This is a genomic window from Streptomyces milbemycinicus (assembly GCF_002154605.1).
Lineage (GTDB): Bacteria > Actinomycetota > Actinomycetes > Streptomycetales > Streptomycetaceae > Streptomyces > Streptomyces milbemycinicus.
Map to the genome: position 1 here is coordinate 1 of NZ_MUNE01000018.1, position 23,485 is coordinate 23,485.

The 23,485-nt window shown below is 67.8% G+C and carries 15 protein-coding genes and 1 pseudogene; 3 read left to right on the forward strand and 13 right to left on the reverse strand.

The genetic code is table 11. The annotated features are described in order from the left end of the window. Positions 1–366 (forward strand): annotated as a pseudogene (locus CCN51_RS01255) (hypothetical protein); the annotation flags it as partial. Positions 367–601: 235 nt separating this feature from the next. After that, a complete protein-coding gene (locus tag CCN51_RS01260) occupies positions 602–1,198 on the forward strand; it encodes a Uma2 family endonuclease (RefSeq protein WP_014178754.1) in 597 nt (198 codons plus the stop codon). Positions 1,199–1,210: 12 nt separating this feature from the next. Here the strand turns inward: CCN51_RS01260 and CCN51_RS01265 are convergent, their stop codons facing one another. Together CCN51_RS01265 and CCN51_RS01270 are read right to left on the reverse strand one after the other, a co-directional pair. After that, a complete protein-coding gene (locus CCN51_RS01265; protein ID WP_014178753.1) occupies positions 1,211–2,056 on the reverse strand; it encodes an alpha/beta hydrolase family protein in 846 nt (281 codons plus the stop codon). Between the two features lie 84 nt (positions 2,057–2,140). Further along, the gene (locus tag CCN51_RS01270; protein WP_014178752.1) at positions 2,141–4,456 is read right to left on the reverse strand and encodes a protein kinase domain-containing protein; all 2,316 of its coding nucleotides are present in this window, start codon (positions 4,454–4,456) and stop codon (positions 2,141–2,143) included. 281 nt (positions 4,457–4,737) lie between these two features. On the opposite strand from CCN51_RS01270, the gene CCN51_RS01275 reads away from it, so the two are divergent. After that, on the forward strand, positions 4,738–6,873 hold the full coding sequence (locus CCN51_RS01275; protein WP_014178751.1) for a PIG-L family deacetylase: 2,136 nt from the start codon (positions 4,738–4,740) through the stop codon (positions 6,871–6,873). A gap of 92 nt (positions 6,874–6,965) precedes the next feature. Here CCN51_RS01275 and tuf read toward each other — a convergent pair whose 3' ends face one another. From tuf to rplK, 11 genes are all read right to left on the reverse strand, one after another. Beyond that, positions 6,966–8,159, reverse strand: a complete 1,194-nt coding sequence (tuf, locus tag CCN51_RS01280; RefSeq protein ID WP_014178750.1) for an elongation factor Tu — start codon at positions 8,157–8,159, stop codon at positions 6,966–6,968. Between the two features lie 223 nt (positions 8,160–8,382). Continuing rightward, entirely contained in the window at positions 8,383–10,506 is a 2,124-nt protein-coding gene (fusA, locus tag CCN51_RS01285; RefSeq protein ID WP_014178749.1) for an elongation factor G, read from the reverse strand. 38 nt (positions 10,507–10,544) lie between these two features. Continuing rightward, positions 10,545–11,015 (reverse strand): 30S ribosomal protein S7, encoded by a 471-nt coding sequence (rpsG, locus tag CCN51_RS01290; RefSeq protein ID WP_014178748.1) that lies wholly within the window; start codon positions 11,013–11,015, stop codon positions 10,545–10,547. A gap of 2 nt (positions 11,016–11,017) precedes the next feature. Continuing rightward, a complete protein-coding gene (gene rpsL, locus CCN51_RS01295) occupies positions 11,018–11,389 on the reverse strand; it encodes a 30S ribosomal protein S12 (protein WP_003948652.1) in 372 nt (123 codons plus the stop codon). 350 nt (positions 11,390–11,739) lie between these two features. Beyond that, positions 11,740–15,639, reverse strand: a complete 3,900-nt coding sequence (locus CCN51_RS01300) for a DNA-directed RNA polymerase subunit beta' (protein ID WP_014178747.1) — start codon at positions 15,637–15,639, stop codon at positions 11,740–11,742. A 102-nt stretch (positions 15,640–15,741) separates the two neighbouring features. Beyond that, positions 15,742–19,224: a DNA-directed RNA polymerase subunit beta gene (rpoB, locus tag CCN51_RS01305; protein WP_014178746.1), complete on the reverse strand. Its 3,483-nt coding sequence runs from the start codon at positions 19,222–19,224 to the stop codon at positions 15,742–15,744. A gap of 599 nt (positions 19,225–19,823) precedes the next feature. Beyond that, positions 19,824–20,210 carry a 50S ribosomal protein L7/L12 gene (gene rplL / locus CCN51_RS01315; protein ID WP_014178745.1) on the reverse strand — a complete coding sequence of 129 codons (387 nt, stop codon included), beginning with the start codon at positions 20,208–20,210 and terminating at the stop codon, positions 19,824–19,826. A gap of 78 nt (positions 20,211–20,288) precedes the next feature. Then, a complete protein-coding gene (rplJ, locus tag CCN51_RS01320; RefSeq protein ID WP_014178744.1) occupies positions 20,289–20,846 on the reverse strand; it encodes a 50S ribosomal protein L10 in 558 nt (185 codons plus the stop codon). Between the two features lie 280 nt (positions 20,847–21,126). Further along, positions 21,127–22,017: an SCO4651 family lipoprotein gene (locus CCN51_RS01325; protein WP_055413995.1), complete on the reverse strand. Its 891-nt coding sequence runs from the start codon at positions 22,015–22,017 to the stop codon at positions 21,127–21,129. A 214-nt stretch (positions 22,018–22,231) separates the two neighbouring features. Further along, complete coding sequence (gene rplA / locus CCN51_RS01330) at positions 22,232–22,948, reverse strand: 50S ribosomal protein L1 (RefSeq protein ID WP_014178742.1); 717 nt, start codon at positions 22,946–22,948, stop codon at positions 22,232–22,234. A gap of 74 nt (positions 22,949–23,022) precedes the next feature. Further along, positions 23,023–23,457, reverse strand: coding sequence for a 50S ribosomal protein L11 (rplK, locus tag CCN51_RS01335; protein ID WP_014178741.1), 435 nt, complete (start codon positions 23,455–23,457; stop codon positions 23,023–23,025). Between the last annotated feature and the right edge of the window lie 28 nt (positions 23,458–23,485).

The window sequence follows — 23,485 nt, forward strand, 5'->3', positions numbered from 1 at the left end:
GAGGCGGCGTACGTCGCGCTCCTCGCCGAGCTGCGCCGCGACGACGCCCGGTTACTGCTCGCCGAGCGCGACGTACGCCGCCTCGCCCCGGGCGTCGCCGCCTGGCTGGAGCGCGGGGCCGCCCCCGACGCCGTACGCCGCACCCTGGCCGCCGGCCTCCCGCCGGACCTGCGCCACCCGGCCGCCCTCCTCGCGCACCGTCTCACCACGCTGCTCCCGCCGCCTCTCCCGGAGGCCCAGCCCAGGTCGCACCGCGCCCCCCTCCAGAACTGCGACGGCTGCGACCGCGCCTTCCGCGCCCCACGCCCCGGCCTCTGCCGCGACTGCCGAGAGACCCAACAGGCCCCGACGCGTGTCGCTGCCTGAGCGGGTCCGCACCTGCAAGAAGGAACTGAAGAAGGAGACAAACACCGTCACCGGACATAAATCCGCAGAGCGGCGCTCGCGGACCGAGGCGCGGATGCGCCACTTCGCTCAGGCCCAGTCATGGGACGCACCGGGCTGGGTCTCATCAGCCGGAGTCGGAGCCGCCCGGCTCGTTAGCATGGCCGTGAAGCCTTCGACTGCCCGGCGGAGCCGACAGACAGAGGAGCGAGCTGCCATGACGATCGCCCCGGACCACGCCGACCGAGACGCCCTCCGGTATCAGTCGATGCGGGACATCGTCGAGCAGATGCAGGAGAGCGTTCCCGGAAAACTGGAGATCACGACGGAAGGGATCGTGCACGACATGATGTCGCCCGGGGGCCCGCACGAGCTGACAGCGGCACGCGTCAGTCGTCGGTTGGAGAAGGTCATGCCGGACGGCATCCTCGCCCACACGGGAACGCCCGACGTCGAGGACCCGAACATCGGCGTGCTGCGCCACCCGGACGTAATCCTGATCGCCGAAGCGGACATGGAAGTCGAAGGGGCCTTCGATCCGCGCACGCTCATCGCGGCCATCGAGGTGGTGTCCCGCTCCAACCCGGACAACGACTGGGTGGGCAAGATGCGGGACTACCCCCTGCTCGGTATTCCGGTGTACGTCATCTTCGACCCGCGCGCGGGCGACGGCGCCGTCCTGTCCGATATCCATCGGACGCCGAGCGGCCCCCGCTACGCGACGAGGAAAGACTTCGTGTACGGCGAGGACGTGACGATCGGAGACTGGACGATCTCGACGGACAACCTCCCCCGCTACCCAGCGGGGCGCTGACGACCCAAGCCGCTACTCCGCCACCGCCAGCCTCCGGTCCAGGAAGTCGATGACCGTACGGGCCAGCGCGACGCGGTGGTCGGACAGGGCGTGGTCGCTCGGGAAGACGTGGTGTTCCAGCCGGGGCACCGGGTGCGCCTCGTACGCCTTCACCAGCGGCTCGTGGTGGATCTCGTGCGGTGTCGCGGTGTCGCGGCTGGTGCCGACGAGCAGTACGGGGCGGTCGGCCAGGCGCGGGGCGAGCCGAGCCAGGCTCCAGGCGTCCCCTGCCGCCTCCATCTCGGCGACGAGCGCTTCGCCGCTGGTGCCTCGGAGCGGCAGCAGCTCCTCCTCGAACGCCTCAACATACCCGCGGCGCACCGCCGGATCGGTGAACGTGGGGGCGACCGCGCCGAAGTTGAAGCCGGACACGGACGCCACCGCCCCGATGGTGGGGTCGCCCGCCGCCGTCATCAGCGCCGTGAAACCGCCGAGGCTGTGGCCGACGAGGGCCAGCCGCCGGGGGTCGAGGCGGTGGGCACCCGCGATCTCGTCCGTGCGGATCGCGGCGGTCACCTGGGCGGCGTCCTCCAGGACATGCCCCCAGGACCAGGTGCCGCCCATGCCCCATGAGCCCCGGTAGTGGAACACCAGAGCCGCGTAGCCCGCCCGGCGCAGCGCCTGCGCCAGGTCGAAGTTGCGCTCGTTGCCGGGGAAGCCGTGCAGGACGACGACGATCGGGTGCGGTCCAGGGCCCGCGGGAATGTGCAGGATCCCCTGCAAGGTCTCGCCGCCGCTGGTGAACCGCAGCGCCGGGGTGCTCGCCGCCGGCGCCAGCGCGCTCGACGGGTCGGATACGAGGAAGTCGGCCGTCATCATCTCTCCACTGTCGAGATCCCGGGCTCCGAGATCTCCACGTTCGAGACCCCACACGAGATCGAGAAGCCTCATTGTCTGCCCGGACTAGATCCTTGCTCCTGTGGCCGTATCCAGGGCATACACGGCTTCTTTGTTCTTGCTGACGACATAAAGCACCCCGTCGCCGATCCGCAGGGAGTTGCCGCTGATGGCTGAGCCCCACTTCTTCGTACCGGTGGCCTCGTGGAGCGCCTGGACATGGGGGTTGTCGGCGGTCTCGCTGACGTACACCACCTTGCCGGCACCCACCAACTTCTGACGCTCAGGGCTGGTGATCGACCACTCCGTCTTCCCCGAGGCCACGTTCAGGGCATACGTCTGATCGCGTCCGCGTACGTACAACGCCCGATCGATTGCCGTCAGCGTGCCGAAGCCCAGGTCGTCTCCCAGACGCTCGGACCACTTCTGCTTCCCGGTGGCCGAGTCCAGCGCGTGTACGGTCCGTTCATCAAAATCTTTGGCGGAGGTCCCGACGACATACGCCACCCCGCCGACCACCTCCGTGCCCTTGTGCGCGCTGGAGGAGCCGCCCGCGAATTGGTTGGTGGGACTGACGAACTCCCATTTCCGCGCGCCCGTGGCCGCGTCCAGCGCATACATGGTGATGGGCTCGACGACCGTACGGGTGTACACCAGCCCGCCGGCCGTCCATAGCCGATCGGCCCAGCGGCCGGTCAACTCCCACTTCTTGCTGCCGGTGGCCGCGTCGAGCGCCCGCAGGTCGCCCTTGCCGTCGATGTAGACGTGCACTGCCCCGTCGCCCGCTACCAGATAGTCCTTGACGCCGATGATTCCGCGTCGCGTCGCCCACTTCTCGGTACCGGTGGCCGCGTCCAAGGAGTGGATGGCCTCATCGTCCGAGACGTACACCTGCACCATCCCGCCGACCGCCGTCAACCAGGTGACGCTGCCGCCGGGGGCGTAGTCCCACTTCTTCTTTCCGGTGACCGCGTCCAGAACGCAGAGTTTGTCGTCCGTGCCCATGACGTACACCGCTCCGCCGATCACCGCCGGAGTCGGGACGTTCAGGGAGTCGCCCTCATTGGCGCCGGCTTGGCCGTAGCCCCCGTCCTTGAGGCGGTAGGACCACTTCTTCTTCCCGGTGGCCCCGTCCAGCGCGTACACCGTGGCGTCCTGGAGGTCCTGCCCCTTGATGTACACCACCTTGCCGTCCACCACAGGGGGCGAGAGCTTCTGGCCACCGGCGGCGAACCATGCCCCGCTTGCCGACGTCCCGTGGTCGGGAGACTTCCCGTCGTCGGAAGACGCCCCGTCGTCGAGAAGGGCGAAGCCGGTCGGGATGCCCGCACCGGCCGCGATGGCGGCGGCACCGAGCCACAAGGCCCTGCGCCGGGTGACGAACCCTGCCCGGCGCGGGGTTGGCCACGCCACGCGCGTCGGCGGTAGCCCGGCCGTAGCGGTGGCTGCGTCCGCCGTCGCGGGCGACGCGGGGCCGGCGGGTGTGATGTCCCTGGCGTCCCCGGCGTCGGCGGTGCGCGTGGCCATGTCGTGCAGGCTCGGGCCGGAGGCCGCCGAGGACGCGGAGGCCGCCGGGGACGAGAGGGCGCGGAGGCGGTCGTGGACCTGGGCCGCGGAGGCCGGCCGGTCCTCGGGCGCCTTGGCGAGCAGTTCCATGACGAGTTCGTCCAGGGCCGCCGGCACCCCGGGCCGGATCCGCCCCGGGGGCACGGGGGTCTTGGTCAGATGGGCGCTCATCATCGACGCCGCGCTGGTGGCATCGAACGGGAGCTTCCCGGTGAGCAGTTCGTGGAGGACGCAGCCGAGGGAGTACAGGTCCGAGCGTGCTTCGCCGGAGTGCCCGTCGAACCGCTCCGGCGGCATGTACGGGAACGTCCCCATCACCTTGCTCGACGGCAGCGCCTCCATGAACCGGGCGATGCCGAAATCGAGAATCTTCACCCGCCCGTCCGCGGCCAGATGCAGGTTCGCCGGCTTCAGGTCCCGGTGGATGACGTCCGCCTCATGGGCCCGGGTCAGCCCGGCCGCCGCCTGCGCGACCCAGTCGACCGCGGTGGCCACCGGCGGGGGGCCGTCCTCGCGCAGCACCGTGGCCAGGTTCCGCCCCTCGAGCAACTCCATGACCAGGAACAGCGACCCCTCCGCCTCGTCCTCACCGAAGTCGTGCACGGTGACCACGGCGGGATGGTTGAGCGCTCCGGCGGTGTTGGCCTCGCGGCGGAACAGGTCGGCAGAGGTGGTATCGCCCCTGTCGTGCGGCAGCAGCTTGACCGCCACCCGCCGCCCGATCACTCGGTCGCGGCCCTCCCACACCTCGCCCATACCGCCGCGGCCGACGAACCGCACCAACTCGTAACGCCCGACCAGAACCCGCGCCACCATTCGTGCCCCCCAAGCGGAATGAGCGAAGCGTAGCGGCCGGACGCCGAGGGCGCAGCCGTCACTCCCGCCCCTCCTTCGCCCTGCCGCGTCAGCGGAGCATCAACGAGGCGTCAACGGGGCCCGCCATCCTTGCCCGGACCGGGCACCCGTAAACCAACTCTTGCCCGATTCGTGACCGACACCATGCCCAAGACGGACAACCTTCCAAGATCACCAACCGTCCCATAGCACGGAGAAGCAGCCGGAGACAACGTGCTGCACAACGGGACGGGGTCACCAGGTTGAACAGTCGATCCGCCGCGCCTGCCGCCACGCGCAGGCAGGCACTCGCCGCGCTGGCCGCTCTCACCGCCGCCACCGCGGCCACCACCGCGGGCTGCAGCGGCTCCTCGGGCGCCTCGCCCACCTCGGCCGTCCCGGGCCGGCCGCTGTCGCCGCGCCCCGCGGAGTCGTTCGCGAACACCGAGAACGCGCTGCTGCTGCAGATCCTCGCCCACCCCGACGACGACCTGTACTTCATGAACCCGGACGCCGAGCACATGCTGACCGCCGGGGTGCCGGTGGTCTGCGTGTACGTCACGGCGGGCGAGGCGGCGGGGATCAACCGGGAGGCCGGTACTCCCCGGCCGGGCGCGGACAAGGCCGCGTACTCCGCGGCGCGCCATCAGGGGCTGCGCCAGGCGTACGCGCAGCTGCTGGGGCTCGACAAGTTCACCCGCTGGCGGCGCTCGGTGCTTGAGCTGCCCGGCGGGGTCACGGCGGAGACGAACGTGCTGGGGAACGGCGGGCGCAGCGTGCGGCTGATCTTCCTCAACATCGCCATGCTGTCCCCGGGGAACGTACGCATCCCCCAGCTGTGGAATCTCCCGGGCATCCTCATGCGTACGCTCATCGCCGCCGACTCCCCGGTCCGCACCCCCAGCACCTACCGCCACCAGACCCTCGTCGACGTGCTCGCCGGGATCATGGACCGCTACCGGCCCACCGTGATCCACACCCTGGACCCCGACCCCGACTTCCAGGTCCACGACGCCACCCACCCCCGCGACAACGACCAGCCGGGCTGCTCCGACCACCGGGACCACACCCCGGTCGCGCTGTTCGCCTGGAAGGCCATCGCGCAGTGGGCGGACGATGTGGCGCGGCGCGAGAAGCGGGCGCCGCGCTTCACGGTCACGTCGTTCCGCGGCTACTACAACCAGCGCTGGCCGCACAATCTGCCGCCCGCCGTGGTCGAGCAGAAGGCCCGCGCCGTGGCGGCGTACGGCGGCAGCCCCCAATGGAACTGCGGCAACGCGGCGGGCTGCGGCGACTACGGGCAGGGCGGCACCCGGCCGCTGACCAACCGCAAGGGCTGGATCCGCTCCACCCACTACCGCTATCCCAGCGCCCTGCCCACACCGCTGACCGACCCCGACGGCCGCCTCGTCGCATACGGCGCGCTGGGCGCGCAGGCCGTGCGGTGGCGCGAGACCGCGCCCGGCAGCGGGCGCTTCGGCGCGCCGCAGGGCCTGGGCGGCGGGCCGCTGGCCCCGGCGCTGTGCGCGGTACGGGACTCCCGCGGCCGCCATGTGCTGATCGCGCTGCGCTTCTCCGCGCTGGACGGACAGGGCGGCGCCAACAGCCGCGAGCTGGTGGCGCTGGAACAGCGCACCCCGGGCGGGCCGTTCCGCGCCTGGACCGGCCTCGGTACCCCCGACTCCGACCCCGAGCACGGCCGCCGCGTCGGCTGCCCGGCGGCCGTGGCCACCCCGGACGGCCGCGTCCATCTCTTCGTACGCACCGCCGACAAGGGTCTGGCCACCCGGATACGGGACGCGAACGGGGCGTGGGGGCCCTGGCAGCGGCTGGACGGCGGCGAGATCCAGGACGGGCTGACCGTGCTGCTGGACCGGCAGGCACGGGTCCATGTCGTCGCGGCGGGCCGTGACACCGTGCACCACTGGGCCCAGGACCAGCCGGGCGGCCCGGTGGCGCTCCGGCCGCCGGCGGGGCTGCCGCGGCCGGGCGAGCAGCCGGGCGCGGTGCCCTCCCCGGACGGGTCGATCGCGCTGGTCTACCGCCCGCCCGCCGGAGCGGTGCCGTATCTCTACGGCGACGGCGGCGGCGACAGTGGCGTCGGCACCTCCGTACCACTGCGCCACTTCGAGAGCTACGGCCCGGTCACCGCCCACGCCCTGGCCGCGTCCGGCGGCCGCCAGGGGCCGCTTCTGCTGCTGGGCCGGGATCTGAACGGCGAGGTCCAGGTCCAGTACGGCACAAAGCCCGCGGCGAAACCGCTGCGCCCCACGAGCCGGCTGGTCCCGGTGGGTACGCCGACGCTGCTGGCGGGCGAGGGCGAGCAGGTGCGCGTGGTGGGCATGTCCCCCGGCGCCGCGCCCTGGATCTGGCGGCCCCGCGCCACCTCCCGGGCGTGAGAGCGCCGTAGGGCCACGCCAAAGGCCCCGCTCCACCGTCCTTGCGGACGGGGTGCGGGGCCTTGGAACAGCCTGCTCCGTAGAGCGTCAGGTCACTTGTTGATCTTGGTGACCTGGCCGGCGCCCACGGTCCGGCCACCCTCACGGATGGCGAACTTCAGGCCCTCCTCCATGGCGACCGGCTGGATCAGGCTGACGGTCATCTCGGTGTTGTCGCCCGGCATGACCATCTCGGTGCCCTCGGGGAGGGTCACAACGCCCGTCACGTCCGTGGTACGGAAGTAGAACTGCGGACGGTAGTTGTTGAAGAACGGGGTGTGGCGACCGCCCTCGTCCTTCGACAGGATGTAGGCCTGGGCCTCGAACTCGGTGTGCGGGGTGACCGAACCGGGCTTGATGATGACCTGGCCGCGCTCGACATCCTCGCGCTTGATGCCGCGGAGCAGCAGACCGACGTTCTCACCGGCCTGGCCCTCGTCGAGCAGCTTGCGGAACATCTCGATACCGGTGACCGTGGTGGTGGTCTTCTCGGTCTTGATGCCGATGATGTCGACGGTCTCGTTGACCTTCAGCACACCGCGCTCGATACGGCCGGTGACGACCGTACCGCGACCGGTGATGGTGAAGACGTCCTCGATCGGCATCAGGAACGGCTTGTCGACGTCGCGCTCCGGCTGCGGGATGGCCTCGTCCACGGCCTCCATCAGCTTGAGGACGGACTCGCCCCACTCCTTGTCGCCCTCGAGCGCCTTGAGCGCCGAGACCTTGACGACCGGAAGGTCGTCGCCCGGGAACTCGTACTCGGAGAGGAGCTCACGCACCTCGAGCTCGACGAGCTCCATGATCTCCTCGTCGTCCACCATGTCGGCCTTGTTCAGGGCGACGACGATGTACGGAACGCCGACCTGGCGGGCCAGGAGCACGTGCTCCTTGGTCTGCGGCATCGGGCCGTCGGTGGCGGCGACCACGAGGATGGCGCCGTCCATCTGCGCGGCACCGGTGATCATGTTCTTGATGTAGTCCGCGTGACCCGGGCAGTCGACGTGCGCGTAGTGACGCGACTCCGTCTGGTACTCGACGTGCGCGATGGAGATCGTAATACCGCGCTGACGCTCCTCAGGAGCCTTGTCGATCTGATCGAAGGCCGAGGCCTCGTTCAGGTCCGGGTACTTGTCGTGCAGCACCTTGGTGATCGCCGCGGTAAGGGTCGTCTTACCGTGGTCGATGTGACCGATGGTGCCGATGTTGACGTGCGGCTTAGTCCGCTCGAACTTCGCCTTCGCCACTGGGGTCCTCCTGTGGAATGGTTCTGTACGCATCCACACCGTGCGGATGGGTTCAGGTGGTCTTACCGAACCGGCCAGGACCCCGAGGGGGATGCCCTTCGCCGTATTCGTGTGGGGGCCGGCGGCCGGGGCCCGTCACAGACGCCACGATGAGCGATCTGCGACGGAATGCCCCGATGCCTTTGCTCCAGCCTAAAGGGTGAGAAACGCGGATGAACCCGCCTTACTCGCCCTTGGCCTTCGCGATGATCTCCTCGGCGACGCTCTTGGGAACCTCGGCGTAGGAGTCGAACTGCATGGAGTAGCTGGCGCGACCGGAGGTCTTGCTCCGGAGGTCGCCCACGTAACCGAACATCTCCGACAGCGGAACCAGGCCGGTGACCAGCTTGGCGCCACTGCGGTCCTCCATGGACTGAATCTGTCCACGGCGGGAGTTGATGTCACCGATCACGTCGCCCATGTAGTCCTCGGGCGTGGTGACCTCGACCTTCATCATCGGCTCCAGCAGGGCCGGGGAGGCCTTGCGGGCGGCCTCCTTGAAGGCCATCGAACCGGCGATCTTGAAGGCCATTTCGGAGGAGTCGACCTCGTGGTAGCCACCGTCGAGAAGCGTGACCTTGACGCCGGTCAGCGGGTAGCCCGCGAGCACGCCGAACTCCATGGCCTCCTGGCAGCCCGCGTCCACGGACGGGATGTACTCCCGCGGGATGCGGCCACCGGTGACCTTGTTCTCGAACTCGTAGCCGTCGCCCTCGAGCGGCGCGATGGCGATCTGGACCTTCGCGAACTGGCCCGAACCACCGGTCTGCTTCTTGTGCGTGTAGTCGACCCGGTCGACGCTCTTGCGCAGCGTCTCGCGGTAGGCCACCTGCGGCTTACCGACGTTGGCCTCGACCTTGAACTCACGCTTCATACGGTCGACCAGCACGTCGAGGTGCAGCTCGCCCATACCCGCGATGATGGTCTGGCCGGTCTCCTCGTTGGTCTTGACCCGGAAGGACGGGTCCTCCTCAGCGAGGCGCTGGATGGCCACACCCAGCTTCTCCTGGTCGCCCTTCGACTTGGGCTCGATGGCGACCTCGATGACCGGGGCCGGGAAGTCCATCGACTCGAGGATCACCGGGTTCGCCGGGTCGCAGAGGGTCTCACCGGTGGTGGTCTGCTTGAGACCCATGACGGCGACGATGTCGCCGGCACCCACCGAGTCGATCTCCTCACGCTTGTTGGCGTGCATCCGGTAGATCTTGCCGATGCGCTCCTTCTTGCCCTTCACGGAGTTCTGCACCTGGGTGCCGGTCTCCATGCGGCCCGAGTAGACCCGGACGAAGGTGAGCTTGCCGAGGTGCGGGTCGCTCATGATCTTGAACGCCAGGCCCGCGAACGGCTCGTCGTCCGACGGCTTGCGCTTGATGACCTCGTCGGGGTCCTTCACCGAGTGGCCCTCGACGGCCTCGATGTCCAGCGGCGAGGGGAGGTAGCGCACGACCGCGTCGAGCAGCGGCTGAACACCCTTGTTCTTGAAGGCGGTGCCACAGAACACGGGGGTGATCGTCGGCGAGCCCTCGGTGCCGGTGGAGGCGATGGTGATACGGCGGATCGCCGCATACAGCTGCTCCACGGTGGGCTCCTCGCCCTCCAGGTACAGCTCCATCATCTGCTCGTCGTTCTCGGCGACGGCCTCGAGGAGCTTGCCGCGCCACTCGTCGGCGGCATCGAGGTGGGTGTCCGGGATGTCGACGGTGTCGTACATCTCGCCCTTGGTCGCCTCGGCGGACCAGACCAGCGCCTTCATGGTGACGAGGTCGACGACACCCTTGAAGTCGGCCTCGGTACCGATCGGCAGCTGCATGACCAGCGGCACCGCGCCCAGGCGGTCCACGATCATGTCCACACAGCGGTGGAACTCGGCACCGGTGCGGTCGAGCTTGTTGACGAAGCAGATACGCGGAACGCCGTAGCGGTCCGCCTGACGCCACACAGTCTCGGACTGCGGCTCCACACCGGCCACACCGTCGAACACCGTCACGGCGCCGTCGAGCACGCGCAGCGAGCGCTCCACCTCGACGGTGAAGTCGACGTGGCCCGGGGTGTCGATGATGTTGATGGTGTGATCAACGTCCTCGAGCGGCCAGTGACAGGTCGTCGCGGCCGACGTGATCGTGATGCCGCGCTCCTGCTCCTGCTCCATCCAGTCCATGGTGGCAGCGCCATCGTGGACCTCACCGATCTTGTAGCTCACGCCGGTGTAGAACAGGATCCGCTCGGTGGTGGTCGTCTTGCCCGCGTCGATGTGGGCCATGATCCCAATGTTGCGGACCTTGGCCAGGTCAAGTGAAGTGGTGGCCATATGGCTCAGTCTTCTCTCGGTTCTCGATGGGGTAGCGACTACCAGCGGTAGTGCGCGAAGGCCTTGTTGGACTCGGCCATCTTGTGGGTGTCCTCGCGACGCTTGACGGAGGCGCCCAGACCGTTGCTGGCGTCCAGCAGCTCGTTCATCAGACGCTCGGTCATGGTCTTCTCGCGACGGGCGCGGGAGTAGCCCACGAGCCAGCGCAGCGCGAGGGTGGAGGAGCGGCCGGGGCGAACCTCGACCGGCACCTGGTAGGTGGCGCCACCGACGCGGCGGGAGCGGACCTCGAGGGTCGGCTTCACGTTCTCCAGCGCGCGCTTGAGCGTGATGACCGGGTCGTTACCGGACTTCTCGCGCAGGCCCTCCATGGCGCCGTAGACGATGCGCTCGGCGGTGGAGCGCTTGCCGTTCAGCAGCACCTTGTTGATGAGGGAGGTCACCAGAGGAGAGTTGTAGACCGGGTCGATGATGACCGGGCGCTTCGGGGCGGGGCCCTTACGAGGCATTCTTACTTCTCCTTCTTGGCGCCGTAGCGGCTGCGAGCCTGCTTGCGGTTCTTGACGCCCTGCGTGTCGAGGGAGCCGCGGATGATCTTGTAGCGAACACCCGGCAGGTCCTTCACACGGCCGCCACGCACGAGCACGATGGAGTGCTCCTGCAGGTTGTGGCCCTCACCCGGAATGTAAGCGGTGACCTCGATGCCGCTGGTCAGACGCACACGCGCGACCTTACGCAGGGCCGAGTTCGGCTTCTTCGGGGTGGTCGTGAACACACGCGTGCAGACGCCACGGCGCTGGGGCGAACCCTCGAGCGCGGGCGTCTTGTTCTTCTCGACCTTGTCCTGCCGGCCCTTGCGGACCAGCTGCTGGATCGTAGGCACCGTTTCTCCGGTTTCTGTGTGCCAGTCTCGATAAAGCTAACCTGGGGATTTCTCCGACCCACGCGGTCGGGTGTGTCGCGCACTGCAGACCCCCGCGCAGATTGCGGGAGAGTGCAGATTGTCGGTGTCGACACCTCGGTCTCCCGGGGAGGCCCCTCCGGGCCCTGAGGCCGCTGAAGAGTGCGCATACGGGAGCCCAGGGACACCCCAGGCACAAGGTCAGAGCGTACCTATCGCATCGGCTCCGGTCAAAACAAATGCACACGCGGCAAGGCACACCGGCCCGCCAGCATAGCCGCAGGGCGGCCACCCCGCCATGGGATGACCGCCCTGCGCCCGTGGATACGGGATTACTGGTTGTACGGACCGTAGTCGTAGTCCTCCAGCGGGACCGCCTGGCCGGAGCCCGTGCCGAAGGGCGAGTAGTCGATGTCGTCGTAACCGACGGCCGAGTACATCGCGGCCTTCGCCTCCTCAGTCGGCTCGACCCGGATGTTGCGGTAGCGGGACAGGCCCGTACCGGCCGGGATGAGCTTACCGATGATCACGTTCTCCTTGAGGCCGATCAGGGAGTCCGACTTGGCGTTGATCGCCGCGTCGGTGAGCACCCGGGTCGTCTCCTGGAAGGACGCCGCCGACAGCCAGGACTCGGTCGCCAGCGAGGCCTTGGTGATACCCATCAGCTGCGGACGGCCGGAGGCCGGGTGGCCGCCTTCCTGGACCACACGACGGTTCTCGGACTCGAAGCGCGAGCGCTCCACCAGCTCGCCCGGCAGCAGCTCCGCGTCGCCGGACTCGATGATCGTCACCCGGCGCAGCATCTGCCGGATGATGATCTCGATGTGCTTGTCGTGGATCGACACACCCTGCGAGTTGTAGACCTTCTGGACCTCGCCGACCAGGTGCACCTGGACGGCGCGCTGGCCGAGGATGCGCAGCACGTCGTGCGGGTTGGTGGCACCCAGGGTCAGCGGCTGGCCGACCTCGACGTGATCGCCCTCGCCCACCAGCAGACGGGCTCGCTTGGAGACGCCGAAGGCCGTCTCGTCGGAGCCGTCGTCCGGAGTGACGACGATCTTCTTGGTCTTCTCGGTCTCCTCGATCCGGACGCGGCCGGCCGCCTCCGAGATCGGGGCGACACCCTTGGGCGTACGGGCCTCGAAGAGCTCGACGACACGCGGCAGACCCTGAGTGATGTCGTCACCGGCCACACCACCGGTGTGGAAGGTACGCATCGTCAGCTGGGTGCCGGGCTCACCGATGGACTGGGCGGCGATGATGCCGACCGCCTCGCCGATGTCCACCAGCTTGCCGGTCGCCAGCGAGCGGCCGTAGCAGAAGGCACAGGTGCCGACGGCGGACTCGCAGGTGAGGACCGAGCGGGTCTTGACCGTCTCCACGCCGTGCCGCACGAGCTGGTCGATGAGCACATCGCCCAGGTCGACGTTGGCCGGCGCGATGACCTTGCCGTCCACGACGACGTCCTCGGCGAGCATGCGCGCGTACACGCTGGTCTCGACGTCGTCCGTCTTGCGCAGCACACCGTCGGCGCCCCTGGTCGCGATCGCGAGCTTCAGACCGCGCTCGGTGCCGCAGTCCTCCTCGCGGATGATCACGTCCTGGGAGACGTCCACCAGACGACGGGTCAGGTAACCCGAGTCGGCGGTACGCAGCGCGGTGTCCGCGAGACCCTTACGGGCACCGTGGGTGGAGATGAAGTACTCCAGCACGGAGAGACCCTCACGGAACGACGCCTTGATGGGCCGCGGGATGGTCTCGTTCTTCGCGTTGGACACCAGACCACGCATACCGGCGATCTGACGCATCTGCATCATGTTTCCGCGAGCGCCCGAGTCGACCATCATGAAGATGGGGTTGGTCTTCGGGAAGTTCGCGTTCATCGCGTCGGCAACCTCGTTGGTCGCCTTGGTCCAGATCGAGATGAGCTCCTGAGTGCGCTCATCCTTGGTGATCAGACCACGCTCGTACTGCTTCTGGACCTTCTCGTCCTGCGCCTCGTAGCCCTCGATGATGGCCTTCTTGGCCTCGGGGACGACGACGTCGGAGATCGCGACGGTGACACCGGAGCGGGTGGCCCAGTGGAAACCGGACGCCTTCAGATTGTCCAGGGTCGCCGCGACGATGACCTTCGGGTAGCGCTCGGCGAGGTCGTTGACGATCTCGGAGAGCTGCTTCTTGCCCACCGAGTAGTCGACGAACGGGTAGTCCTCGGGCAGCAGCTCGTTGAAGAGCGCGCGGCCCAGGGTGGTGCGCAGCCGGAAGCTGTCGCCCGGCATCCAGGCAGGCTCGCCCTCTTCCGGAACCGGCGGGGTCCAGCCGCGGGGCGGGACGGTGCCGATCGGGAAGCGGATGTCGATCTTCGCCTGGAGCGAGAGCTCGCGGGCGTCGAACGCCATGATCGCCTCAGCGGTCGAGCCGAACGCCCGGCCCTCGCCGATGACCTTGCGCTCCTCCTCGTCGGTGGTGAGGAAGAACAGGCCGAGCACCATGTCCTGGGTGGGCATGGTCACCGGGCGGCCGTCGGCCGGCTTGAGGATGTTGTTCGAGGACAGCATCAGGATGCGGGCCTCGGCCTGGGCCTCCGCGGACAGCGGCAGGTGCACGGCCATCTGGTCACCGTCGAAGTCCGCGTTGAACGCGGTGCACACGAGCGGGTGGATCTGAATGGCCTTGCCCTCGACCAGCTGCGGCTCGAAGGCCTGGATGCCCAGACGGTGCAGGGTCGGCGCACGGTTCAGCAGCACCGGGTGCTCGGCGATGACCTCTTCGAGCACGTCGTACACGACCGTGCGGCCGCGCTCGACCATGCGCTTGGCCGACTTGATGTTCTGCGCGTGGTTCAGGTCCACCAGGCGCTTCATCACGAACGGCTTGAAGAGCTCCAGCGCCATGGCCTTGGGCAGACCGCACTGGTGCAGCTTGAGCTGCGGGCCGACGACGATGACCGAACGGGCCGAGTAGTCGACTCGCTTGCCGAGCAGGTTCTGACGGAAACGACCCTGCTTACCCTTCAGCATGTCGCTGAGGGACTTCAGCGGACGGTTACCGGGACCGGTCACCGGGCGGCCGCGGCGGCCGTTGTCGAACAGCGCGTCGACGGCCTCCTGCAGCATCCGCTTCTCGTTGTTCACGATGATCTCGGGGGCACCGAGGTCAAGGAGACGCTTGAGGCGGTTGTTCCGGTTGATGACACGGCGGTACAGGTCGTTCAGGTCGGAGGTCGCGAAGCGGCCACCGTCCAGCTGCACCATCGGACGCAGGTCCGGCGGGATCACCGGGATGCAGTCCAGCACCATGCCGTTGGGGCTGTTGCGGGTCTGCAGGAAGGCGGAGACGACCTTGAGGCGCTTGAGCGCACGGGTCTTCTTCTGGCCCTTGCCGGTCCGGATGATCTCGCGGAGCTTCTCGGCCTCCTCGTCGAGGTCGAAGGACTCCAGGCGCTTCTGCAGAGCAGCGGCGCCCATGCCGCCCATGAAGTACGTGCCGAAGCGGTCACGCAGCTCGCGGTAGAGCAGCTCATCGCCCTCCAGGTCCTGGACCTTGAGGTTCTTGAAGCGGTTCCACACCTCGTCGAGACGGTCGATCTCGCGCTGGGCGCGGTCGCGCAGCTGCTTCATCTCACGCTCGGCGCCCTCGCGCACCTTGCGGCGCACATCGGCCTTGGCGCCCTCGGCCTCCAGCTCGGCGAGGTCCGCCTCGAGCTTCTTGGCGCGGGCCTCCAGGTCGGCGTCGCGGCGCTGCTCGATCTGCTGGCGCTCGACGGAGACATGGGCCTCCAGCGAGGGCAGATCGCGCGTGCGGCGCTCGTCGTCCACCCACGTGATCATGTAGGCGGCGAAGTAGATGACCTTCTCGAGGTCCTTCGGGGCGAGGTCGAGCAGGTAGCCCAGACGCGACGGAACGCCCTTGAAGTACCAGATGTGGGTGACGGGAGCGGCCAGCTCGATGTGGCCCATCCGCTCACGGCGCACCTTGGCGCGGGTGACCTCGACGCCACAGCGCTCACAGATGATGCCCTTGAAGCGGACGCGCTTGTACTTGCCGCAGTAGCACTCCCAGTCCCTGGTCGGACCGAAGATCTTCTCGCAGAAGAGTCCGTCCTTTTCGGGCTTGAGGGTGCGGTAGTTGATGGTCTCCGGCTTCTTGACCTCACCGTGGGACCACTGACGGATGTCGTCAGCAGTGGCGAGGCCGATCCGCAGCTCGTCGAAGAAGTTGACGTCGAGCACTTGTCGTCAATCCCTCTTTCAGGGTCGTGTCTTCGGGTCTGACTGGGGGTCCGGGGAGAGGCCGGGGCGGTCGCGGTGGACTTTTCGCCCCGGCCAGACCCGTCAGACCTCTTCGACGCTGCTCGGCTCGCGCCGCGACAGGTCGATACCGAGCTCCTCCGCAGCGCGGAAGACGTCCTCGTCGGTGTCGCGCATCTCGATGGACATGCCGTCGGACGACAGCACCTCCACGTTGAGGCACAGGGACTGCATCTCCTTGATGAGGACCTTGAAGGACTCAGGGATGCCGGGCTCGGGGATGTTCTCGCCCTTGACGATGGCCTCGTAGACCTTCACTCGGCCGGTGACGTCGTCGGACTTGATGGTCAGCAGCTCCTGGAGGGCGTACGCGGCGCCGTAGGCCTCGAGCGCCCACACCTCCATCTCACCGAAGCGCTGGCCACCGAACTGAGCCTTACCACCCAGCGGCTGCTGGGTGATCATCGAGTACGGACCGGTGGAGCGGGCGTGCAGCTTGTCGTCCACCAGGTGGTGCAGCTTGAGGATGTACATGTAGCCGACGGAGATCGGGTCCGGGAACGGCTCGCCGGAGCGGCCGTCGAACATCCGGGCCTTGCCGGACGACTGGACCAGGCGGTCGCCGTCGCGGTTCGGGATCGTCGAGTCGAAGAGACCGGAGATCTCGTCCTCGCGGGCGCCGTCGAAGACCGGGGTCGCGACATTGGTGCCCGGCGCCACCTCATCGGCGCCGATCGCCTGCAGCCGCTGCATCCACTCCTCGGAGCCTTCGACCTTCCAGCCGCGGGAGGCCAGCCAGCCGAGGTGGATCTCCAGGACCTGTCCCGGGTTCATCCGGGACGGGACACCCAGCGGGTTGAGGATGATGTCGACCGGGGTGCCGTCCTCCAGGAACGGCATGTCCTCGACCGGCAGGATCTTGGAGATGACGCCCTTGTTGCCGTGGCGGCCGGCGAGCTTGTCACCGTCGGTGATCTTGCGCTTCTGCGCCACGTAGACGCGGACCAGCTGGTTCACGCCCGGGGGCAGCTCGTCGCCCTCCTCGCGGTCGAAGACGCGCACGCCGATGACCTTGCCGATCTCGCCGTGCGGCACCTTCAGCGAGGTGTCACGGACCTCACGGGCCTTCTCGCCGAAGATCGCGCGCAGCAGGCGCTCCTCCGGGGTCAGCTCGGTCTCACCCTTCGGGGTGACCTTGCCGACCAGGATGTCCCCGGCCACGACCTCGGCGCCGATGCGGATGATGCCGCGCTCGTCGAGGTCGGCCAGGACCTCCTCGGAGACGTTCGGGATGTCCCGGGTGATCTCCTCGGGGCCGAGCTTGGTGTCACGGGCGTCGACCTCGTGCTCCTCGATGTGGATCGAGGAGAGGACGTCGTCCTGCACCAGACGCTGGCTGAGGATGATCGCGTCCTCGTAGTTGTGGCCCTCCCACGGCATGAACGCCACCAGGAGGTTCTTGCCGAGCGCCATCTCGCCGTCCTCGGTGGACGGGCCGTCGGCCAGCACCTGGCCGGCGATCACCCGCGCGCCCTCGTCCACGACGACCTTCTGGTTGAAGGAGGTGCCCTGGTTGGAGCGGGAGAACTTGGCCACCCGGTAGGTGTTGTAGGTGCCGTCGTCGTTGGCCACCGTCACGTAGTCGGCGGAGACCTCCTGGACCACACCGTCCTTCTCGGCCTTGATGACGTCACCGGCGTCGACCGCGCAGCGGTACTCCATACCGGTGCCGACCAGCGGGGACTCCGCCTTGAGCAGCGGCACGGCCTGGCGCATCATGTTCGATCCCATGAGCGCGCGGTTGGCGTCGTCGTGCTCGAGGAACGGGATCATCGCGGTCGCGACCGACACCATCTGGCGCGGCGAGACGTCCATGTAGTCGACGTCGTCGCCCGGGATGTAGTCGACCTCGCCGCCACGGCGGCGGACCAGGACGCGGTTCTCGGCGAAGTGCAGATCGTCCGTCAGCGGCGCGTTGGCCTGCGCGATGACGAATCGGTCCTCTTCGTCGGCCGTCAGGTAGTCGACGTCGTCGGTGACGACACCGTCGACGACCTTCCGGTACGGGGTCTCGATGAAACCGAACGCGTTGACCCGGCCGTACGAGGCGAGCGAGCCGATCAGACCGATGTTCGGGCCTTCGGGCGTCTCGATCGGGCACATGCGGCCGTAGTGCGACGGGTGCACGTCTCGGACCTCGAAGCCCGCCCGCTCACGGGACAGACCACCGGGGCCCAGCGCGTTCAGACGACGCTTGTGGGTCAGACCCGACAGCGGGTTCGTCTGGTCCATGAACTGCGACAGCTGGCTGGTGCCGAAGAACTCCTTGATGGAGGCGACGACCGGCCGGATGTTGATCAGGGTCTGCGGCGTGATCGCCTCGACGTCCTGAGTCGTCATGCGCTCGCGGACGACGCGCTCCATACGGGCCAGACCCGTACGGACCTGGTTCTGGATCAGCTCGCCGACGTTACGGATACGGCGGTTGCCGAAGTGGTCGATGTCGTCGGTCTCGACGACGATCATCTGACCGTTCTCGCCGGTCGTCTCGGTCTCACCGGCGTGCAGCTTCACCAGGTACTTGATCGAGGCGATGACGTCCTCGACCGTCAGGACGCCCGCGTCCAGCGGAGCGGCCGCACCCAGCTTCTTGTTGACCTTGTAGCGGCCGACCTTCGCGAGGTCGTAGCGCTTGGGGTTGAAGTAGAGGTTCTCGAGCAGCGTCTGCGCGGCCTCACGCGTCGGGGGCTCGCCCGGGCGCAGCTTGCGGTAGATGTCGAGCAGTGCATCGTCCTGGCCCTGGGTGTGGTCCTTCTCCAGGGTGGCGCGCATGGACTCGTACTCGCCGAACTCCTCGAGGATCTGCTCGGTGGTCCAGCCCAGCGCCTTCAGCAGGACGGTGATGGACTGCTTGCGCTTGCGGTCGATGCGGACACCGACCATGTCGCGCTTGTCGATCTCCATCTCCAGCCAGGCACCCCGGGACGGGATGACCTTGACGGAGAAGATGTCCTTGTCGGACGTCTTGTCGATGGAGGAGTCGAAGTACACACCCGGCGAGCGCACCAGCTGAGACACCACGACACGCTCGGTGCCGTTGATGACGAAGGTGCCCTTGTTGGTCATGAGCGGGAAGTCGCCCATGAAGACCGTCTGGGACTTGATCTCACCGGTCTCGTTGTTGGTGAACTCGGCCGTGACGAAGAGCGGGGCGGCGTACGTGAAGTCGCGCTCCTTGCACTCGTCGATCGAGTTCTTCGGGGGCTCGAAGCGGTGATCGCGGAAGGTCAGGGACATCGACCCGGAGAAGTCCTCGATCGGGGAGATCTCCTCGAAGATCTCTTCCAGACCGGACTTGGTGGGGACGTCCTGACCGCTGTCCAGCGCAGCCTCGACGCGAGCCTTCCAGGCGGCATTGCCGAGCAGCCAATCGAAGCTCTCGGTCTGCAGCGCAAGGAGGTTCGGAACCTCGAGAGGCTCCTTGATCTTCGCAAATGAGATGCGCAGCGGGGCGGTGCTGGCGCCGTTGTTCGTATTGGCAGTCGAGGCGTTGCGCGAGGCGGCCAAGAGGGGGTCCTTCCGAGGGCTCGGACTCACTACGCGCGTGCCGGTCCCAACTCGAGCCACAGAAGGAAATCCCTGGTCAGAGAGATTTCCTCGGCAGTGCTCTCAGGTGGGCATGCCCCTGGTGACGGGCAGGAGGCAGCTAACAGGCAGCGCAAAGGGTCAGTGTAGCCACTTGGCACACTGATGTCCAGCTCCGAGTTTCTGAGACCGGCAGAGCCAATCTCTCCCTCCGCTGAGGGGGCCGCTCCCCCTCGTTGTCTTCTCGTTGTTTTCGAACGCCTGCAGCCACTCAATGCGCCTCAAGCGCATATCGATACTGCCCGCTTCGCCGACGATCCATGCCTCGGACTTGGATCGGTGTGACGTCGCGTCCTGAGAATTGCGCGCTGCGTGCCGTTCGTCAAGGCCCCCCACTCCGGCGAGATCGTCACAGGGCGTGGCGACGGGCAACGAAGATCACCATACCCGCAGGGACCGACAAGGCAACGCAGCCGTGACGGAAGCGCCGAAGGGCGACCACCCCAACGGGTGATCGCCCTTACGGAACGGAGCGGGTCAGCGGGCCCGGCAGAGCCCGCCTCTGGGCCCGCCCCCTCGGGTCACTTGACCTCGACGGAGGCGCCGGCGCCCTTGAGGGACTCGGCGGCCTTCTCGGCCTGCTCCTTGTTGACCTTCTCCAGAACCGGCTTCGGGGTGCCGTCGACGAGGTCCTTGGCCTCCTTCAGACCCAGCGAGGTCAGCTCACGCACGACCTTGATGACCTGGATCTTCTTCTCGCCGGCGCCGGTGAGGATGACGTCGAACTCGTCCTTCTCCGGCTCGGCCTCGGCCGCGGCACCCGGGGCACCCGGGGCAACGGCGATGGCGGCCGGGGCGGCGGCGGTGACGTCGAACTTCTCCTCGAAGGCCTTCACGAACTCGGAGAGCTCGATGAGGGTCATCTCTTCGAACTGCGCGAGCAGGTCGTCCTGGCTGAGCTTCGCCATGTTGGCGGTCCTTCCACTAAATCGGCTGGTGCCGGATGTACATGTCGGCGGGCACGGGCCCGCTGGGCAGCGGGAGAGTTACTCCGCGGCCTCGGCGGGAGCCGGCTCGCCGGCACCGCCCTGCTCTTCCTTCTTGACGCGAAGCGCCTCCGCGGTGCGGACGAACTTCGACGGAAGCGCCTGGAAGAGCGCCGCAGCCTGGGACTGCTTGCCCTTCATGGCGCCCGCCAGCTTGGCGAGCAGCACCTCGCGGGACTCGAGGTCCGCGAGCTTCTTGATCTCGTCGGCGGACAGCGCCTTGCCGTCAAGGACACCGCCCTTGATGACGAGAGCGGGGTTCTCCTTGGCGAAGTCACGGAGACCCTTCGCCGCCTCGACCGGGTCACCGGTCACGAAAGCGACGGCCGACGAACCCGCGAACAGGTCGTCGAGCGTGGAGATCCCGGCCTCGTTGGCCGCGATCTTGGTCAGCGTGTTCTTCACCACACGGTACTGAGCGTTCTCACCGAGCGAACGGCGCAGCTCCTTGAGCTGCGCGACGGTGAGACCGGTGTACGCGGTCACAAGAGCTGCGTTGGAGTTACGGAACTTGTCCGTCATCTCCTCGACGGCCGCGACCTTGTCAGGCCTCGCCATGAGCCTCGGCCTCCTTCCGGGTGATGAGGACCGCATCGGCCGGGCAAGGAGGCTGAACAAAACGAAACGCCCCGGCGCAGGCGCTCGGGGCGGGACTCGACCTCACGGGCTCGCGGCCCGATCGGGAGTCCATCCACAATCACCTGCGCAGGTCGTCCGCAGCTAGCGGATCCTTCGGCCGCCGCGCCCTTGGGAGGCACAGCAGCGACCAGCGGTCTTTGGCTTCTGTGGAAGGCTACGCGAACGGGCCGCGGCCAGGCAAATCGGCTCTTCCGTCAGGTCAGCTCTGCTGACCCAGGGCGTCCTCGAAGTTCATGGTGTCCGAGGCCGGCGGCTCCTCGACGGTGACCTTGGTGCCGTAGTCCGAGTAGAAGACCGTCGAGTCGTACGTCCCGTTGTTGCTCTCGGCCTGCTCCCGCTTCTTGACCAGGAGGTTGTCACCGTCGATCCACAGGTCGATGGTCTCGGTCTCCATGCCCGAGGTCTCCAGCTGCTTCTGCAGGGCCTCGAGGTCCGACTGGGTGAGGTCTTTGGACTGCATCTTGGCCAGCTCGGAGACCTTCACGGTGCCGGTGTAGTGGGTCGCCTTGACGCCCTTGACCGACTCCGAGCCCACGCTCTTGACCTGGCCGGTGGCGATCAGCAGCTGCACCGAACGCGCCGGGTCGGTGTTCTGCATCTGGTCCTTGAGGAACTCGCCGGAGGCGCCGGCCTGCTTGGCCAGGGTGTCGTAGTCGTACTTCATCCAGTGCTTGCCGCCCGCCTGCGCCGCGAACTCGGGGCCGAGGTTCATGAACATCGCGTCGGGCGTGTAGCGAGCCTCCATGGGCTTGCCCGCCAGCGGCGAGTTCTGGACCGACCCGCCCGTCTGCGTGATGGTCATGTTGGCGCGCATACCGTCCGCCCAGTCCATCGCGCCGGACATGGCCGAGTTCTGCGTACCCATCTTCGTGGTGCCCTCGACCTTGGCCGAGTGCTGCTGGTCCGTCTGCTGCGAGGCGAGCTTCAGGGCGGCGAGCGGGCCGCCCACCGACTCGGCGGCCTTGTCGGAACCTTCGTTCGACTTGTTGCTGCTGTCGGCCTTGTCGCTCCCGCAGGCCGTGAGGCCGACCACCAGAACCACACCGCTGAGCACCGCCGCACTCCGAGCAGCGAAACGAGTACCGCGCACAGGTCCCCCTATGTCTTTGCTTCTTATTTATCTTTTACGACTGCTGAGACTGTATCTGAGGGGACGCACAACGCAGCGAGCCGGGTTCCCGCCCTCCACTTGGGAGGTGCGGGAACCCGGCTCACAGGGGTTGAGTGCCGCCTCATACGGCACTCAGAGCGCACTGGAGCGCGCTCACCACACGTTCAGAACGTGCTCAGACGGCAGAACGTGCTCAGACGGCCTCGTCCTCGACCAGCAGGTTGCGGGTGCGGTTGGCGTCCAGCGGGATGCCAGGGCCCATCGTGGTGGTCAGGGTCGCCTTCTTGATGTAGCGGCCCTTGGCGGCGGACGGCTTGAGACGGTTGATCTCCTCGAGCGCCGCGGCGTAGTTCTCCACCAGCTTGGTCTCGTCGAAGGAGACCTTGCCGATGATGAAGTGCAGGTTCGAGTGCTTGTCGACGCGGAACTCGATCTTGCCGCCCTTGATGTCGGTGACGGCCTTGGCCACGTCGGGGGTGACGGTGCCGGTCTTCGGGTTCGGCATCAGACCACGCGGACCGAGCACCCGGCCCAGGCGGCCGACCTTGCCCATGAGGTCCGGGGTGGCGACGACGGCGTCGAAGTCCAGCCGGCCCTTGGACACCTCGTCGATCAGCTCGTCGGAGCCGACGATGTCGGCGCCGGCGGCCTCCGCGGCCGCAGCACGGTCACCGGTCGCGAAGACCAGGACCCGGGCGGTCTTTCCGGTGCCGTGCGGAAGGTTCACGGTGCCGCGGACCATCTGGTCGGCCTTGCGCGGGTCGACACCCAGGCGCATGGCCACCTCGACGGTCGCGTCGAACTTGGTCGCGGAAGTCTCCTTGGCGAGCCGGACGGCCTCGAGCGGGGCGTACGCGCGCTCCCGGTCGATCTTGGCGTCCGCGCTGCGGAAGGTCTTGCTGCGCTTCACTGCTGCTCCTGAAAGGTTGTGGAGTTCGTGGTGCGGGCCGCGCCCGGCCCTGCCACGGTGGTGCTACGGGGGTGTCAGTCCTCGACCGTGATGCCCATGGAGCGGGCGGTGCCGGCGATGATCTTCTCGGCGGCGTCCAGGTCGTTGGCGTTCAGGTCGGGCATCTTGGTGGTGGCGATGTCGCGGACCTGGTCGCGGGTGATCTTGGCGACCTTGGTCTTGTGCGGCTCGCCGGAGCCCTTCTCCACACCCGCGGCCTTGAGGATCAGCTTGGCGGCCGGCGGAGTCTTGGTGACGAAGGTGAAGGAACGGTCCTCGTAGACCGTGATCTCCACCGGCACGACCATGCCGCGCTGCGACTCGGTCGCGGCGTTGTAGGCCTTGCAGAACTCCATGATGTTGACGCCGTGCTGGCCCAGCGCGGGGCCGACCGGCGGAGCCGGGTTCGCGGCACCGGCCTGGATCTGGAGCTTGATCAGCCCCGTGACCTTCTTCTTCTTGGGAGGCATGCTCTCTCCGGGTCTTAGTGAGAGGTGG

Coding starts and splice junctions, on each gene's coding strand:
- CCN51_RS01260 (WP_014178754.1), top strand. CDS start 602: ATGACGATCGCCCCGGACCACGCCGACCGAGACGCCCTCCGGTATCAG.
- CCN51_RS01265 (WP_014178753.1), bottom strand. CDS start 2,056: ATGATGACGGCCGACTTCCTCGTATCCGACCCGTCGAGCGCGCTGGCG.
- CCN51_RS01270 (WP_014178752.1), bottom strand. CDS start 4,456: ATGGTGGCGCGGGTTCTGGTCGGGCGTTACGAGTTGGTGCGGTTCGTC.
- fusA (WP_014178749.1), bottom strand. CDS start 10,506: ATGGCCACCACTTCACTTGACCTGGCCAAGGTCCGCAACATTGGGATC.
- rpsG (WP_014178748.1), bottom strand. CDS start 11,015: ATGCCTCGTAAGGGCCCCGCCCCGAAGCGCCCGGTCATCATCGACCCG.
- rplL (WP_014178745.1), bottom strand. CDS start 20,210: ATGGCGAAGCTCAGCCAGGACGACCTGCTCGCGCAGTTCGAAGAGATG.
- rplJ (WP_014178744.1), bottom strand. CDS start 20,846: ATGGCGAGGCCTGACAAGGTCGCGGCCGTCGAGGAGATGACGGACAAG.
- rplK (WP_014178741.1), bottom strand. CDS start 23,457: ATGCCTCCCAAGAAGAAGAAGGTCACGGGGCTGATCAAGCTCCAGATC.